Raw genomic sequence first — 16,098 nt, forward strand, 5'->3', positions numbered from 1 at the left:
TTATGGTAAGGGCCGATCCTATGCCGAGATATGATTATCCCTTACCATTTTTTCTAATGCCGAGATCCAGGTAGGGGAATCATTGAGGCTTTCAACCAGTTGAACCCGATCACCTCCTAAGGCTTTAAACTCATCGCCGTATTCGGTGGTAACCTCGTATACGGTTTCCAGGCAGTCGGCAACAAAAGCGGGGCAAAATACCAATAAGCTCTTTTTACCTTCTTTGGCCAGGTTAGCAACAACCTCGCTGGTATAGGGCTGCACCCATGGATCGTTACCCAGGCGCGATTGAAAGCAAATGCTATATTTTTCTTTGGGGATATTCAGCTTTTCGGCTATCAGCTTAGCAGTATTGTGCGACTGTGCCGAATAACAAAATTTGTTAGCATCGGTAATAGTTTCGCAGCAGTTATTTACCTTAAGGCAATGCTTTTGCGTATGATCGGCTTTTATCAGCTGCCGCTGCGGTAAACCATGAAAGCTAAACAACACGTGGTCAAACTTTTCGGGATCATATTTGGCACCGTTTTCGGCAAAGGTGGCTATCATCAACTCATTATCATGGAAAGAATTAACGAAAGATATGGTTGGTTTGGTAGGCCAGTCTATCAGTAATTCCATTACCTTATCATAAACAGAGCCTGTACTTGCCGACGCGTATTGCGGGAACAGGGCTATTACCTGGATATCGTCAACCAACGCATCCTTCAACCTGTTTAATGCCGATTGGATAGTTGGGTTTTGATAACGCATAGCCAGCTCAACAATGTACTCATCGCCAAGGCGCTGTTGCAGGGCCTCCTGCTGTAAAATGCTGTAATGCATTAAAGGCGAACCGGTAGTATCGCTCCAGATCTTTTGATATAATCGGGCCGATTTTGGCGCCCTGAAGGGAACAATCAGTCCGCGTACTAAAAGGGTACGCAATACCGGGTTTACATCAATAACCCGCGGATCCATCAAAAACTCATTCAGATAAGTACGAACATCGGCTGTTGAAGCGCTGTTAGGTGTACCTAAGTTTACTAATAAAACACCTTTTTTACCCATAACTATTTAGGCCACAAAATTAAAATAATTTTAGCCCTAAGTGGGTATGGCAGAAATAATTTACAAATAAAGGATGGAATAGTAGCAAGTAATTAGTATTAAGTATCAAGATGGGATTCTGACTAATACTTAAATCATCTAAAAAGGATGGGACAATAGGTATCAAGTATCAATAAGAAAATAGTTTTTTCGTGTCTTGATACTTGATACTAACTACTTGATACTAAAAAAGAAGTTTATTCTTCAATGGCATCTCAAACATCAGCTTTTCGAGATAGGACGTGCGCAGGGCGTCTTTTAATGCCATGGCGTGTTTTTCGTGGTGCATATCGCTTGATATAAAATCTATCATTTGATTATCCACCAGCATTTCGGCCTGCCTTTTTACATCACCACCGTAATAGCCTGTTAGCGCAATGGTATTCAGTTGCAGGCTACAGCCCCAGTTCTGGATGTTTTTATATTGATCCAGATCCAGATATGGATATCTTTCGGGGTGAGCTAATATTGGCTTATAGCCTAAATCATTCATTCTTTGCAAAACGGGTATCACGTTTGGCGGCTTATTGATAAACGAAAATTCAAACAATACATAGTTATCGCCCATCGTCATCAGCCTGCCTTCGTTTACACGGGCTTCAAATGTTTCATCAAAATAATGCTCGGCGGCAGTTTCAATCGGGATGTCAATATTTTCCTTTACCAGTTCGGCTTTCAGCAGTTCGAGTGATGTCGCAATGGTTTCGGGGGTATTTCTATAAAAATCAATCATTACATGTGGTGTGGCAATGATTTTTTTTATCCCCAGGTCTATCATTTTACGGATTAGTATCACCGAATCCTGCGGCGTTTTAGCGCCATCGTCAATCCCAGGTAAAACATGGGAATGCATATCAACCATGATAGACTCATAGTTGAACGTGATATCTTTTCTCCCCTGCTTTTTTTTAAATAAGCCAAACATAATTAACGGTTGTTGTATTGCCCCTTATAATATTGCTGGTAATTTCCCGACGTTACGTTGGCCAGCCACTCTTCATTTGCAAGGTACCAATCTACAGTTTTTTCCAATCCTTCCTCAAAAGTAATTGACGGTACCCAGCCCAGCTCTGTTTTAAGCTTGCTGGCATCAATAGCATAACGCAAATCGTGCCCTGCCCTATCTGTTACATAGGTGATCAGTTTAGCCGATTCGCCGGCTTCCCTACCTAATTTTTTATCCAATATAGTACATAACAGGTTAATCAGGTCGATGTTTTTCCACTCATTATGCCCACCAATGTTATAGGTTTGGCCCGCTTTGGCATTGTGAAAAATAACATCTATAGCACGGGCATGGTCCTCAACCCAAAGCCAGTCGCGAATATTTTCGCCTTTGCCATACACCGGAACCGGTTTACGCTGTTTGATATTATTGATAGCCAGGGGAATTAGCTTCTCTGGAAAGTGAAACGAACCATAGTTGTTTGAGCAATTAGAAATTACTACATCCATACCATAAGTATCCTGGTAAGCCCTCACAAAATGATCTGAGCTGGCTTTTGATGCCGAGTATGGTGAATGCGGATCATAAGCGGTTTCCTCGGTGAACATGCCGTCTTCGCCCAGGGTACCATAAACCTCATCGGTTGATACATGGTAAAAACGGGTTTGATCATAACGGCCTTTCCAACTTTCGCGGGCGGCATTAAGCAGGTTAACTGTGCCTACAACGTTGGTCATCACAAACTCCAGCGGACTGCTGATCGATCTATCCACATGCGACTCGGCCGCAAGGTGGATCACCGCATCCGGCTTTTCATTATCAAACAGGCTGTTTATAAATTCAAGATCAACAATATCGCCTTTGATGAACCGGTAATTGGGTTCGTTTTCAATATCTCTTAAATTTTCGAGGTTACCTGCATAGGTTAATTTATCCAGGTTAATGATGTTATAATTAGGGTACGTTTTTACAAAACGGCGCACCACATGCGATCCTATAAAACCAGCCCCACCAGTAATGATGATTTTTTGCATTTGTTGAATATTAATTTACAAAGGGTTTTGAGCGATATATTTTTCCCACTCCCAGGCCGATGACATCATCGCCTCTAAACCAAGCTCGGTTTTCCAGCCCAGTTTGTTAGTTGATTTGGTTACATCGCCCCAAACTTTCTCCACATCGCCCGCGCGACGCGCACCAATCTGGTAATTAACTTTTACACCGGTTGCATTTTCAAAGGCTTTTATAACACCTAAAACGGTACTGCCTTCACCAGTACCAATGTTAAATACATCGTAGCCGGTATAGTCTTCACGTTCGGCCAATTTAAGGGCAGCAACGTGTGCCTTGGCTAAATCAACCACGTGAATATAATCGCGTACGCAACTACCATCCGGGGTATTATAATCATTACCAAAAACTGTAATTTTTTCACGCTTACCAATAGCGGTTTGGGTAATAAACGGCACCAGGTTTTGTGGCACACCAATAGGCAGTTCGCCTATCAGGGCGGTTTCATGAGCACCAACCGGGTTAAAATATCTTAAGGCTACTACTTTGTAGCTGCTTGTACCAGACTCAATCATATCTTTCAAAATCTCTTCGGCAATTTGTTTGGTATTGCCATAGGGTGATTGGGCAGGCTGCACCGGAGCTTCTTCTGTTACCGGCAATACGGCAGGCTGACCGTAAACAGTACAGCTTGATGAAAACACAAAATTCAGGGGCTTGCTGTAATAAGCTTCCAGTAAATTGATGAGCGAGTAAAAATTATTGCGATAATATTTCAGGGGCTTGGCTACCGATTCGCCAACAGCTTTAAATGCTGCAAAATGAATGATACCCTGTACATCGGGCTCGGCAACTGCCAGGGCTTTTACGCCGGCCTCGTCACATAAATCCAGTTTATGAAACACTGGTTTATACCCGATGATCTTAGCCAACTGATCTAATATTTTAGGGTCGGAATTTGAAAGGTCATCAACAATAACAGGCTCGTAACCTGCATTTACCAGTTCAACAACGGTATGGGAGCCAATAAAACCCAGGCCGCCCGTTACTAATATCTTCATTTTAAGCAGTGTTTTAAGTAGGCCATAAAGGTAAGCAAATTGGTGAATTTACTGCCTTGTGTTTATTACAAAACAACCATCTTTCCGCAAAGCAAAAAGATGGTTGGTCTTATTGTTATGCCCTGTAAAAGCCAGGGATAACAAACATTTTGGGTATCCCTATTTATTATAATAGGTAAAATCCTTATGATTGATCTCTTTTTCGGGCAGGGATTTAAAATAGTCAAGTGTTATTTTCAACCCTTCGCTTCTTGAAATTTTTGGTTCCCATCCCAATATAGCTTTTGCTTTGGTAATATCAGGGCGGCGTTGTTTGGGATCATCTGTAGGCAACGGCAGACTGATCAACTGCTGATCGGTACCGGTTAATTTGATAATCTCTTCACCAAACTGACGGATAGTGATCTCATCGGGGTTACCAATATTTACCGGTTGGGCATAATCACTATGCAATAAGCGATAAATACCTTCTACCAAATCATCTACATAACAAAATGAACGGGTTTGTGAACCATCACCAAACATGGTTAATGATTCGCCCCTTAACGCCTGGCCAATAAACGCAGGCAATACACGCCCATCGTTAAGGCGCATTCTTGGGCCATAGGTGTTAAAGATGCGCACAATACGGGTTTCTAACCCATGAAAGGTATGGTAAGCCATGGTGATAGCTTCCTGGAAACGCTTTGCTTCGTCATATACCCCCCGCGGGCCAACCGGGTTTACATTGCCCCAGTATTCCTCGGGCTGTGGATTTACGTTAGGGTCGCCATAAACTTCCGAAGTGGAAGCGATAAGCATCCTTGCACCTTTTGAACGGGCAAGGCCAAGCAGGTTGTGCGTGCCCAGTGAACCCACCTTTAAGGTTTGAATAGGAATTTTCAAATAATCGATAGGACTGGCAGGCGATGCGAAATGCAGAATATAATCCAATTTACCAGGGACAAACACAAACGTGGAAACATCATGATTATAAAACTCAAAATTTTCCAGTTTAAATAAGTGTTCAATATTCCGCAGGTCTCCTGTAATCAGGTTATCCATGCCAATAACATGATAATCTTCTTTAATAAACCTATCGCAAAGGTGCGAGCCTAAAAAGCCGGCAGCTCCGGTTATCAATATTCTTTTACGGTTTTCCATTAATTATTTATTTGTATCTATAGTACTGTTATCCTAAATCGATATTGGCTGGCAGGATAGGTTCAGCAAATTAAACCCAGCCTCCCATATAAAAAATTTGACTGTATGCCCGATTATTTTCAATTATATATACACAACTTTGCTCCGGTTTAAAACCATATGGTCACTGGTTAGTTTGCCGCAGCTGCATAACAAAGCACAACAGTCGGGTAATTAATTATTGTTATTACTTTTAACCCCGGCTAAGATAAGCAACATAAGCAAAAATGATGTTATTATATACTATAGGCGTACGGTTATATTTTGTTGCCATTTATTTGGCTTCGCTGTTTAATCAAAAAGCAGGCCAATGGATAAACGGCCGCAAACAACAAAAATTTATACGTATAGATAGCTGCATTTGGTTTCATTTTGCCTCGTTAGGCGAGTTTGAACAGGGCAGACCTATCCTGGAAGCACTCAGGGCCCGGCATCCGGGCAAAAAATTGGTGATCAGCTTTTTTTCGCCATCGGGCTACGAGGTACGCAAAAACACCCCCCTTGCCGATTTTGTGTATTATTTACCTTTGGATACGAAAAAAAATGCCACACAATTTATTGAGGCCATACAGCCCGAAATGGCTGTTTTTACCAAGTACGAGTATTGGTACCACTTTTTTAACCAGCTGCATAAACGCCAGATTCCGCTTTATATCGTATCGGGCATTTTCAGGCCCAAACAAATATTTTTTAAATGGTATGGCGGGCTGCATCGTAAAATATTAAGTTTTGTAACTTATTTCTTTTTACAGGATGAAGCATCAAAGCAATTGCTGCAAGGCATAGGTGTTACCAACGCCGTTGTAAGTGGTGATACCCGGTTTGACAGGGTATGGGCCAATGCCCAACAACCCAAAGAGATCCCCGGCATTGCCGAATTTAAAAACGGCCATAAAGTTTTTATAGCCGGCAGCACCTGGCCACCAGATGAAGCCTTATTGGCCACCCTGCCTGCACTATATCCCGACTGGAAATTCATTTTTGCCCCACACGAAATAGGCGAAGAAAAGATCAATAACCTGATTGGCTTACTGCCGGCGGCAACAACAGCCAGGTACTCTGAGTTAAACACTTCCGAAAATCTCAAATCTCAAATCTCAAATCTCAAATCTATCGTTATCGATAACATCGGCATGCTTTCATCACTATATGCCTATGCCGATATCGCTTATATAGGAGGGGGCTTTGGTGTGGGCATTCATAATACGCTGGAGGCAGCAGCTTTTGGTTTGCCCGTTATATTTGGCCCCAATTATCAAAAGTTTAACGAGGCAAAGCAGCTTATAGCCCTAAGGGCCGGTTTTAGTTTAAGCAATGCAAATGAGCTAAAAGGTATTGTTGAAACGTTGATTGGTGACGAAGCTTTTTATAGTGTTACCAGTAAAAAGGCTGCGGAGTTTGTAAAGGAACATGTTGGTGCTACTGAAATGATTTTAGGTCAGATAGATAGTTAACGTACAACGTACGGCACATTCAGCGCGCATAAGCAAATATAAAACTTACGCCGATGACAGGTAGCTCCTATGGAGCACAGAATATATCTGTTTTACTACAAATGGGTAGCCGCTACGCGGCATAACAACCATTAATTTATGCAAGCAGCTTGCAGCGTAGCGCAATGTTATAAGTTAGGAAATTGACCGGGTGCTCCATCGGAGCAAAAGCTTTGTAGTATACCAGAATTAAGATTTTTTGCGTGCCGTAGGTATACGCTACCCAGGTTCCGTACCTACGGCACGGAGCGTCATCTTTTGTTTTGTCTACAAAGCTTTACCCCCTATGGGGACTACCGTGTACCCACATCTTGTTAAACTTTTGGATACAATAAAAAGAGTTGTCATTTCGAACGAACCTGTAGGGGTTGTGCGCCGGAGGTGAGGAGAAATCTTCTACGTGCGAACATTCGACCATACAAAGCGTATAGGATTTCTCCTCGCACCCCCGCTTTTCCCTGCGCTTACTCGTTCGAAATGACATTTTTCTTTAATAAAAAAGATGTGTGCACACAGTAGCTATGGGGAAGAAAACCCTTTGCTAAATGACATTGCGTATGGCGGCTACCTGCTTATTCGTTAGGACTCTTAGTCGTTCGGGCTGATTGCCTATACCGGCACCTCAAAATTATTTTTCTTATTATTGCCCTAATGGGTTTTTTACAGCTGCCCGGCCTGGGCAAAGTGCATTTTCATGAGTATGGTACCGGAACAAAGCCAATATTGGCCTTCCACGGATATGGCATGTTGGGTAACCAGTTTAGGGTGCTCGAACAATCGTTATTACCCAAGTATCACTTTTATGGGTTCGATCACTTTTTTCATGGCCAGAGTAACCTGGAGGGCTGGACGGATAAACAGATCCGTGTAGGCATGGTTAAAGAACAGGTACGCCTTTATTTACAGGAATGGTTTAAGGTTTACGGCGAGCAGCGCATTTCTATAATAGGTTATTCTATTGGTGCAAACCTGGCCCTTATACTGGTAGAGGAATACGCCCATTTAATTGACGACCTGATATTAATGGCGCCCGACGGACTTGCCGTACACAAAGGCTTCTATTTTTTAAGACATCACCCCATAGGCAAATTTATTTTTGGCTGGGCTACCAAAAGTAAATGGCTTGCCCCTTTCTTACTGAAAAGCGTAAAAGCCGTTGGGGTAATTGATGAGGCGCTTTACACCATAGCCTACAACGAAATTGATACCAAAAAAAAACGCCTTGATAGTTATTATACCATGAACCTTATACGCCTGCTAAAACCCGATGTGGTTAAAATTGCAGGCCTTATTAATCAGTATAAAATTAAATGTTTGCTGATATTTGGCAAAGACGATCACCTTTACCCCCAAAAGGCGGCAAAGCCGTTTATTGAGATGCTGGATAATGCCGAGGTACACGAAGTTAAAATGGGGCATTGGCTGGTTACAAAAGCGCTGGATGAATATTTAATACGTTAAAATTATGCTACCCACCCGCAAAACTGATTTTTGGAGTGCCCTGTTTTTACGCCTTGTAAAAAGGCGCGCGAAGCGTAGTTTTAAAAAGGTTGACATCATGCCTTTTGAGCCTAAACCCGGCCATGCTGTTTTGATGCTTTGCAATCATTTTAGCTGGTGGGAAACCATTTTAACCAATATGAGCGCCGCCGATAGCCTGAAACGTCGCTGGCACGGAATGATGCAACAGGAACAGGCCGAAAAGCATTGGTATTTAAGATACATTGGTCTTTTCTCCATTAAAAAAGGATCGCGGGAGTTGTTGGCCTCACTGGCTTATGCGGCTCGGTTATTAGAAGATCCGGCCAATATGGTGGTGGTTTGCCCCCAGGGCGAGATCCGTTCAAATCACGAAACCCATATCAATATCGAAAAAGGTGTTCAAAAGTTAATTGAGCAAATTAAAACGCCCTGCCAGGTAGTTTACCATTGCATTTTGATAGATTATTTTGAAAGCTTTAAGCCAAGTGCCTACATCCACCAGTTTGATTGCGGTGTGGCGGGCGAATGTACCTTTGAAGAACTAAAGCAACGGGTAAACAATTTTCATCAACAGGCGCTGCAAAACCAGATTAATATGAAACATTAGAGTGGCTTTTATCTCCACTGTCATGCTGAGTTTTAAAATCCGGGGGCTTCTGAAGGTGGAAATGACAATATAAAGCTATGTCATTGCGAGGCACGAAGCAATCGCGAACTATGCAGATCCGCTCTGTAGAGCATGAGATTGCTTCGTGCCTCGCAATAACATGGGGGACTTGTCATGGGTAGTTTTAAAAACCGAGCTCTGTGAAGGGGCGCATGACGTAAAAAACTGTCCTCTCCACCCTGTCATGCTGAGGAACGAAGCATCTATTCGTGAACTTTGCAGGGCGAACAGGCATGGCGTATAATATATCCTTCACTGCGTTCAGGATGACAGATGTTTTTAAAGGACGTCATGTGTAGGCACGAAGCATCTATTCGTTAACTTTACAGTGCGAATAGGCATGGCGTAGAATAGATCCTTCCTTCGTCAGCATGACAGTGTTTCGTAAACAACTTATAGCATATTTCATGATCTACAATCAAAACAACTACTTTATTAACCGCGTAATTTACTATTACATTAAGTGGATAGTAGGGCGGCAGTTTCATGAAGTGTTGTTTGATAATATTGAGGTTGATGAAAGCCGGTCGGTATTGCTGATAGCCAATCATTTTAGTTTTTGGGATGCGTTAATCCTCCATACCATAAATGAAAGATCGCTTAAAAAGAAGTTTCATGTAATGGTTGATGAAAAAACGGTACATATGCTCAAATATTTAAAGTATGCTGGTGCGTTTTCGGTCAACAAAAAATCGAGGGATATCTTGGAGTCGATAGATCACGCCGCGGTTTTATTGGGCGATCCTGAAAACCTGGTGCTTATTTTTCCGCAGGGCAAATTGTTCTCCAATTATGTAGACGATGTTCAATTTGATAAGGGTGTGTTAAGGATTATGCAAAAAGCACCAAAAAAGTTTCAATTGGTTTTTGCTTCCACATTTATTCAGTACTTTAAACATAAAAAGAGCACGGCAACCGTTTATTTAAAAAGCGATGCCGGTAGTTACACAAATATAGCCGCTTTAAAAGAGGCTTACCAGCAACATTACAGCAGCTCAAAACTGCTACAAACCGAATTTGATATATAAAGTGACAGCAATTATATTAATTACCCTTTTTTTTATCATCCTGCGTTTTACGGTAACCCTGTTCAACTTTATTTCTGATCCTAAGTTGCGGCGCGTAGCCAAGCATTATACAGATAAGGTTTCTATCCTCATCCCGGCCCGCAACGAGGCCGATAATATCATCACCCTGCTTCAATCCATTCAGCAGCAGGATTACCAGCATTATGAAGTAATTATCCTGGATGATGCATCCACCGACGAAACTTATAGCATTTGCGCCGCTTTCGCTTTACAGCACCCACAGTTTAAGGTTATTAAAGGCCATAAGCTACCCACCGGCTGGATAGGTAAAAACTACGCCTGCCATCAACTGGCCCAACAAGCTACAGGTACCTACCTGCTTTTTTTAGATGCTGACGAAAAGGTACAACCCGGGCTGATCAACAGCGCCGTACACCGCATGCAGGTAAATAACCTGGGCCTGCTTAGCCTGTTCACCAACCAGGAAATGGTAACCCTGGGCGAAAAATTAGTGGTACCGCTCATGCATTACATCCTCCTAAATTTATTGCCGGTAAAGTTGGTGTCCCTTGTCAAAAACCCTTCAGTAGCGGCAGCCAGCGGGCAGTTTATGTTGTTTGATGCCGATATTTACCTGCAGGAACAATGGCACCGGGCGGTAAAAGATAAAGTAGTAGAGGATGTAGAGATCATGAAGTTAATAAAAGCCAAAAGCTACAACGGCGAGGCCTTGTTGGCCAACGGGTTGATCAGTTGCCGTATGTATAAAAGCTATAACGAAGCCATCAACGGGTTTAGCAAAAACTTTTTGGCTGCCTTTAATTATAGTGTGATAGGCTTTTTAATTTACTTAACGCTGGTGATCATCTTCCCGCTGGTACTGGTCATGACGCTTAACCTGCCGCTTATACTTTTCATGTTTGGCCTTATAGCGCTTTCGCGTATCATGATCTCGCTCTCGTCCGGTCAAAACGCGCTTTACAACGTGCTGCTGCACCCGTTGCAAATGGTGAACCTGCTCATTATTGCAGTCCTATCTATTCAAAAACACTTAACCGGTACTACCGTATGGAAGGGACGCCGGATTTGAGCGACCCAATTATGACCCCAGATGCTGAAAGGGAGCGTAATGTCCTTTTTGTGATTGTATTGTTTCACACCGTTGGCCTTATCGGCTTTATCGTTTTAGCATTTACCGTTTTCTTTTTAAAACTGGTACCCTGGCATTTATTACTGATGCTGGTTATTATTATTTACAATCACAAGCAGCTAAACGGCAAATTTATATCGTTTGCAATTACTGTTTTTGTGCTGGGTTTTTGCGCCGAATTAACTGGCGTACATACCGGCTTACTTTTTGGCAGTTACAATTACGGCCTAACACTGGGCTTAAAATTATGGGGAATTCCCCTTGTGATAGGCATAAATTGGTTCCTGCTGATCTACTCAACCGGCGTATTGATGCAGCGCAGCCGGGTAAAAAACATCTTCGTAAGGATATTAACAGGCGCGCTGTTATTGGTTTTGCTCGATTTTTTTATTGAACCCGTGGCCATCCATTTTGATTACTGGCATTGGGCAGCTAATGGCATCCCCCTAAAAAATTACCTGTGCTGGTTTTTAATAAGCGGGGCAATGCTTTTTATTTTCGAAAAATTCAAATTCGACATGCAAAACAAAGCGCCTGTCGCATTACTTATCATGCAGTTTGTGTTTTTTATGATTTTGGGGTTGATATATTGATACACACGAATTTTTCGAATTGATTCTAATTTCACGAATTGAATAAACGCGTGTGAAATTGATTGTGTATCAACAATGCTAAGCATTCGTGAAATTAGAATCAATTGGTGAAATTGGTGTGTATGAAATTCGTGTGTATCTTTGCATCATGGGAGCGTACAATTTAAAGGTTACTATCGATCAGGATTCGGGCTTTTGCTTTGGGGTAGTTTATGCTATTGACATGGCCGAAGAGATATTGGCCCAGGATGGCTATCTGTATTGCCTTGGCGATATTGTACACAATGATGAGGAGGTTGAACGCTTAAAAGCCCTGGGCCTGCGTATTATTGAGCATACCGAGCTAAAAGATCTACGCAACGAGAAAGTACTCATCCGCGCCCATGGCGAAGCCCCTGATACTTACCGTACCGCTTTAGAAAACAATATTACCCTTATAGATGCATCATGCCCGGTAGTGTTAAAGCTGCAAAACCGCATCAAAACATCGTTCGATCAAAACGAGAAGATCCTGATTTTTGGTAAACACGGTCATGCCGAAGTAGTGGGTCTGCAGGGCCAAACCAACAACGAGGCCCTGGTTTTCCAGGATATTGCCGAGCTGGATAACATGGAACTGCCACAAAACATTACGCTGTACAGCCAGACCACCAAAAGCATGGAGAAGTTTTACAACGTGAAAGACGAGCTGATTGCCCGCGGCTATAACCTGAAGGCTAATGACACCATTTGTCGCCAGGTATCCAACCGGGATAAAGACCTGCCTAAGTTTGCCACCCGCTTTGATAAGATCGTTTTTGTATCGGGCAAAAAATCATCAAACGGAAAGGTGTTGTTTGAGGTATGCCGCAAGCACAACCCCAATACCTATTTCATATCATCAACCGACGAACTGGAGCTTTCCATGTTTTCGCCAAATGATACTGTAGGTATAGCCGGCGCAACATCAACCCCGCTATGGTTAATGGAGCAGGTAAAAGCAGCCATTGAACAACTTTAACAGCACGCTTTTTGCTGTTACATCAATCACATGCAAAAAAGCCCCTCAAATATAGGTTTACTGGTTTCCCTTATGGTGATAGGCTGTTGGTCGGCATCTATTATTTTGCTGATGCAATGGCACTTTGGCTTTGCAAATCCCCTGGTTTATTTGTGTTTATTAGTGCAAATGCATCTGTACACCGGTCTTTTCATTACGGCTCATGATGCCATGCACGGCACCATATCGCCCAATAAACCAATCAACAACTTTATTGGCTACCTGTGTACATTTTTGTATGCATCATTCTGGTATCCGCAATTGTACACCAAACACCATTTACATCATAGCCACGTACATACGGATGAGGATCCCGATTATCACCGGGGTGGTTTCTGGAGCTGGTATGTAAGGTTTATCCGCAACTATCTTTCCATATGGCAAATAGTGATTATGGCCGCATTGTTCAATCTTTTAAAAATGTGGATCCCGCAGCAAAATCTGTTGCTGTTTTGGGTAGCGCCATCGCTGCTAAGCACTTTGCAGTTATTTTATTTTGGCACCTATCAACCTCACAAGGGCGAGCATGATAACAAATACTTCGCCCGCAGTCAGTCCAAAAATCATGTGCTGGCATTTTTTAGCTGCTACTTTTTTGGGTACCACTATGAACACCATCATTCGCCGGGTACGCCCTGGTGGATGTTGTGGAAGAGTTAGATTTTTTAAGGGGATACTGAGTGGGGACATCTTTTATTAAAGAAAAATGTCATTTCGATAGAGCGAGGGAAGGGTATGAGCGGGGCGCGAAAGAGAAATCTTCGACGCCTTGCATGGTCGAATGTTCGCACGTCGAAGATTTCTCCTCACCCCCGGCGCGCAATCTCTTCCGGTTCGTTCGAAATGACAAAAGTTTTTTATATCGCCGTCACCTTTAAAACCACGCTCGTTCTGCGTGCATCCACCTGTGGATTAAAACCTATTTTCATCAGGAAATCGCCGGAGTATACTTTGTCTTTATCTATGTAGGACCGACTACCGGGATATTGATTGATCTCTTCTATTTTGTATTTTTTGGATGCATCAAGTCCCTTTAGCTTGATGGGGATGGTAATGGCTGGGCTAATCAGCGTAGATACGTAGTAGTTAAAAACAATGGCGGTGGTTTGCTGCTCATTTACATAAGCCACCGAGGCCACGCTGTTTTCATATGGGTCCTGCAGGCGGTATTGCTGGCCGTGCCAAATGATATCTTTAATGCTGTTGTATACGGCAACCGCGTTTTGGCTAAAGGACAGATCCTTGGGCGATAGCTCGTTTACCTTTACATCGTAACCCAGTTTGCCCATCATAGCCACATCTGTTTTAAATTTAAGGGGCTGGCTGCCCATGGCGGTGATGTGGTTATCCATGGCGATGGATGGGAAATAATACGAATATTCCCATTGAATAAAGATCCTATCAAAAGGATTAGTATTATCGCTTGGCCAAAACTCGGTGAAGTATTGCAGCGCGGCGTAATCAACCCGCGAACCCCCACCGGCGCAAAGCATCATGGGTGTTTTAGGGTATTTCTTACGGATGCGCTCCAAAACCTTGTTGAGCCCGCGTACATAATCTACATAAAAACTGCCCTGATTTTTTAATGTGGGCGAGTTGGCATTATAGATCAGCGAGTTGCAATCCCATTTAATAAAACCTAATTCGGGTACTTCTTTAAAAATATCATCAACGGTTTGATATACAAAATCCTGTACTTTGGGGTTGGTTAAATCCAATACCAGCTGATTGCGCATGTAATATTCCCGGCGTTCGGGCTGCCTGATGATCCAGTCGGGATGATTTTCATATAACTCGCTTTTGGGGTTTACCATTTCGGGTTCCAGCCAAATGCCAAATTTTACGCCTGCCGCGGTGGCCTCTTTGCCCAACGTGCTGATGCCGTTTTTTAATTTCTGACGGTTATATTGCCAGTCGCCCAAACCTCCCGTTGCGTTGTTGCGCGGGTATTTGTTGCCAAACCAGCCATCATCAAGCAAAAAAACATCAACGCCCAGCTTCTTGGTATCCAGGATAAGGCTGCTCAGCTTTTCGTCGTTAAAATCAAAATAGGTGGTTTCCCAGTTATTTAAAATACTAAGTCGCTCGCCGCTACCCTCACGCAGCTGGTAACTCCTGGCCCAGTTTTGCAGGTTGCGGCTTGCCTGGCCCCTGCCGTTTGACGAATAGGTGTACACCAAACGCGGCGTAACAAAGTTTTCGCCGGGTTTTAAAGTATAGTCGGACGGGAAGTTGTTGATGCCTGCTGTGATGCGCAGGTAATACTCATCAAAAGTTTCAAAATCAAGTTTAAAGTTACCGGTCCACTCCAATGATCCGGCTATTACATCGCCCTGGTCTTCGGTGGCAGGCCTGTCAACAGATACCATGAACGATGATGAGTTTAACAGGTTTTCGCGGGTACCCAGTTTTGAATCGATGGTTTTAATGCCATGTAAAAGTTGCTGCTCTTCACTGCGCATTTCGCGGCCCCAGCCGCTGTAATGGTTTTTGAGAAAGAACTTTTTGCCGCTTAACGTAAGGTTGGCCGAGGCGTATTTATTGAGTACGATAGCCCCCTTTTCCTGGTGTTTGATCTCGGCCCATTGCTCAATCACATCCTCCTTAAAATAAGCCAGGTAATTAAGCGCCACTTCAAAATTGTATTTGGGATCTTTTAGATGTACCACAGTAAGCTTGCGGTTTGGGTCAATCTGTTTTTCATCGACAGATAAAAATTCCAGCACGGTAGATTTATTGCCGTCCGCGTGCGTTACGGATAAAGCGGGCTCTAACAGGTTTAATGATCCCGAAGCAATATAAGCCTCGCGCTTGTTAAAAAGGTCATCAGAACCAGGCACATATTTGTCTAATTGCTGTATCGCGCTGTACTCGTCATCATTATCCAGTTTCCTGCCGATGTATGTGCTGATCACCGAATTATCCTTATCCGTTTCCAAAATCAACACATTGCTTTTTGTAGCAATGGAAATAGTTTTTTGGGCCATGCCGGTTAACACCATTAACATAAGCAGCACAAAAGAGGTTAAAAATTTTCTGATCATTTTTAATAAAATCTATTACAATGATACAGAAATGAAGTTGACGTAAATTAGCAGCCTTTTACCGTTTATTAGCCTGTTGCAGGGTAATGAGTTATAACAAACACTGGCTTTGAACACGGGAGAAGACTCACCCGGCTACGCTTCGCTGGCCACCCTCTCTTCGCTTCGCGGAAAGAGGGGTTTGAAGAAGGGTTATGTACTATGAATTTACTATCGGCTATTCAAACCCCTCTATGCGGCGCAGCCGGAGAGAGGGTGCCGTTCGCCAAAGGCGGACTGGCGGGTGAGTTTTCTGCATCATGCGATCTACGCC

At 43.0% G+C, this 16,098-nt stretch carries 14 protein-coding genes; 8 read left to right on the forward strand and 6 right to left on the reverse strand.

Going from position 1 to position 16,098, the window contains the following annotated elements:
• Positions 1 to 18: 18 nt before the first annotated feature.
• The 5 genes from hemH to FHS10_RS21465 all read right to left on the reverse strand — a co-directional run bounded on the left by hemH (position 19) and on the right by FHS10_RS21465 (position 5,250).
• Entirely contained in the window at positions 19 to 1,050 is a 1,032-nt protein-coding gene (gene hemH / locus FHS10_RS21445) for a ferrochelatase (RefSeq protein ID WP_259094475.1), read from the reverse strand.
• Positions 1,051 to 1,273: 223 nt separating this feature from the next.
• Positions 1,274 to 2,014 (reverse strand): tyrosine-protein phosphatase, encoded by a 741-nt coding sequence (locus tag FHS10_RS21450; RefSeq protein ID WP_259094477.1) that lies wholly within the window; start codon positions 2,012 to 2,014, stop codon positions 1,274 to 1,276.
• A gap of 2 nt (positions 2,015 to 2,016) precedes the next feature.
• Positions 2,017 to 3,069 (reverse strand): dTDP-glucose 4,6-dehydratase, encoded by a 1,053-nt coding sequence (gene rfbB / locus FHS10_RS21455; protein ID WP_259094479.1) that lies wholly within the window; start codon positions 3,067 to 3,069, stop codon positions 2,017 to 2,019.
• Between the two features lie 15 nt (positions 3,070 to 3,084).
• Positions 3,085 to 4,107, reverse strand: a complete 1,023-nt coding sequence (galE, locus tag FHS10_RS21460; protein WP_259094481.1) for a UDP-glucose 4-epimerase GalE — start codon at positions 4,105 to 4,107, stop codon at positions 3,085 to 3,087.
• Positions 4,108 to 4,266: 159 nt separating this feature from the next.
• A complete protein-coding gene (locus FHS10_RS21465) occupies positions 4,267 to 5,250 on the reverse strand; it encodes a UDP-glucuronic acid decarboxylase family protein (protein WP_259094482.1) in 984 nt (327 codons plus the stop codon).
• 266 nt (positions 5,251 to 5,516) lie between these two features.
• Here FHS10_RS21465 and FHS10_RS21470 point away from each other — a divergent pair, with 266 nt between their 5' ends.
• The 8 genes from FHS10_RS21470 (at position 5,517) to FHS10_RS21505 (ending at position 13,401) form a co-directional block, all read left to right on the forward strand.
• Positions 5,517 to 6,743 carry a 3-deoxy-D-manno-octulosonic acid transferase gene (locus tag FHS10_RS21470; RefSeq protein ID WP_259094486.1) on the forward strand — a complete coding sequence of 409 codons (1,227 nt, stop codon included), beginning with the start codon at positions 5,517 to 5,519 and terminating at the stop codon, positions 6,741 to 6,743.
• Positions 6,744 to 7,433: 690 nt separating this feature from the next.
• Positions 7,434 to 8,243 (forward strand): alpha/beta fold hydrolase, encoded by an 810-nt coding sequence (locus tag FHS10_RS21475; protein ID WP_259094489.1) that lies wholly within the window; start codon positions 7,434 to 7,436, stop codon positions 8,241 to 8,243.
• A gap of 4 nt (positions 8,244 to 8,247) precedes the next feature.
• Positions 8,248 to 8,871, forward strand: a complete 624-nt coding sequence (locus FHS10_RS21480; RefSeq protein WP_259094492.1) for a lysophospholipid acyltransferase family protein — start codon at positions 8,248 to 8,250, stop codon at positions 8,869 to 8,871.
• 467 nt (positions 8,872 to 9,338) lie between these two features.
• Positions 9,339 to 9,959, forward strand: coding sequence for a 1-acyl-sn-glycerol-3-phosphate acyltransferase (locus FHS10_RS21485; protein ID WP_259094495.1), 621 nt, complete (start codon positions 9,339 to 9,341; stop codon positions 9,957 to 9,959).
• 1 nt (position 9,960) lies between these two features.
• Positions 9,961 to 11,049 carry a glycosyltransferase family 2 protein gene (locus FHS10_RS21490; RefSeq protein WP_259094499.1) on the forward strand — a complete coding sequence of 363 codons (1,089 nt, stop codon included), beginning with the start codon at positions 9,961 to 9,963 and terminating at the stop codon, positions 11,047 to 11,049.
• Positions 11,028 to 11,702, forward strand: coding sequence for a carotenoid biosynthesis protein (locus tag FHS10_RS21495; protein WP_259094501.1), 675 nt, complete (start codon positions 11,028 to 11,030; stop codon positions 11,700 to 11,702). Before FHS10_RS21490 ends, FHS10_RS21495 begins: the two co-directional genes overlap by 22 nt.
• A gap of 148 nt (positions 11,703 to 11,850) precedes the next feature.
• Positions 11,851 to 12,702 (forward strand): 4-hydroxy-3-methylbut-2-enyl diphosphate reductase, encoded by an 852-nt coding sequence (locus FHS10_RS21500; protein ID WP_259094552.1) that lies wholly within the window; start codon positions 11,851 to 11,853, stop codon positions 12,700 to 12,702.
• A 30-nt stretch (positions 12,703 to 12,732) separates the two neighbouring features.
• Positions 12,733 to 13,401, forward strand: coding sequence for a fatty acid desaturase (locus FHS10_RS21505; protein ID WP_259094504.1), 669 nt, complete (start codon positions 12,733 to 12,735; stop codon positions 13,399 to 13,401).
• A 197-nt stretch (positions 13,402 to 13,598) separates the two neighbouring features.
• Here FHS10_RS21505 and FHS10_RS21510 read toward each other — a convergent pair whose 3' ends face one another.
• Positions 13,599 to 15,785 (reverse strand): alpha-galactosidase, encoded by a 2,187-nt coding sequence (locus FHS10_RS21510; protein WP_259094506.1) that lies wholly within the window; start codon positions 15,783 to 15,785, stop codon positions 13,599 to 13,601.
• Between the last annotated feature and the right edge of the window lie 313 nt (positions 15,786 to 16,098).

It is taken from the genome of Mucilaginibacter dorajii, assembly GCF_024808255.1.
In the GTDB taxonomy this organism is placed as follows: Bacteria; Bacteroidota; Bacteroidia; order Sphingobacteriales; family Sphingobacteriaceae; genus Mucilaginibacter; species Mucilaginibacter dorajii.

Coding starts and splice junctions, on each gene's coding strand:
- FHS10_RS21475 (WP_259094489.1), top strand. CDS start 7,434: ATGGGTTTTTTACAGCTGCCCGGCCTGGGCAAAGTGCATTTTCATGAG.
- FHS10_RS21485 (WP_259094495.1), top strand. CDS start 9,339: ATGATCTACAATCAAAACAACTACTTTATTAACCGCGTAATTTACTAT.
- FHS10_RS21480 (WP_259094492.1), top strand. CDS start 8,248: ATGCTACCCACCCGCAAAACTGATTTTTGGAGTGCCCTGTTTTTACGC.
- FHS10_RS21500 (WP_259094552.1), top strand. CDS start 11,851: ATGGGAGCGTACAATTTAAAGGTTACTATCGATCAGGATTCGGGCTTT.
- galE (WP_259094481.1), bottom strand. CDS start 4,107: ATGAAGATATTAGTAACGGGCGGCCTGGGTTTTATTGGCTCCCATACC.
- hemH (WP_259094475.1), bottom strand. CDS start 1,050: ATGGGTAAAAAAGGTGTTTTATTAGTAAACTTAGGTACACCTAACAGC.
- FHS10_RS21470 (WP_259094486.1), top strand. CDS start 5,517: ATGATGTTATTATATACTATAGGCGTACGGTTATATTTTGTTGCCATT.
- rfbB (WP_259094479.1), bottom strand. CDS start 3,069: ATGCAAAAAATCATCATTACTGGTGGGGCTGGTTTTATAGGATCGCAT.
- FHS10_RS21465 (WP_259094482.1), bottom strand. CDS start 5,250: ATGGAAAACCGTAAAAGAATATTGATAACCGGAGCTGCCGGCTTTTTA.
- FHS10_RS21505 (WP_259094504.1), top strand. CDS start 12,733: ATGCAAAAAAGCCCCTCAAATATAGGTTTACTGGTTTCCCTTATGGTG.
- FHS10_RS21510 (WP_259094506.1), bottom strand. CDS start 15,785: ATGATCAGAAAATTTTTAACCTCTTTTGTGCTGCTTATGTTAATGGTG.
- FHS10_RS21450 (WP_259094477.1), bottom strand. CDS start 2,014: ATGTTTGGCTTATTTAAAAAAAAGCAGGGGAGAAAAGATATCACGTTC.
- FHS10_RS21495 (WP_259094501.1), top strand. CDS start 11,028: ATGGAAGGGACGCCGGATTTGAGCGACCCAATTATGACCCCAGATGCT.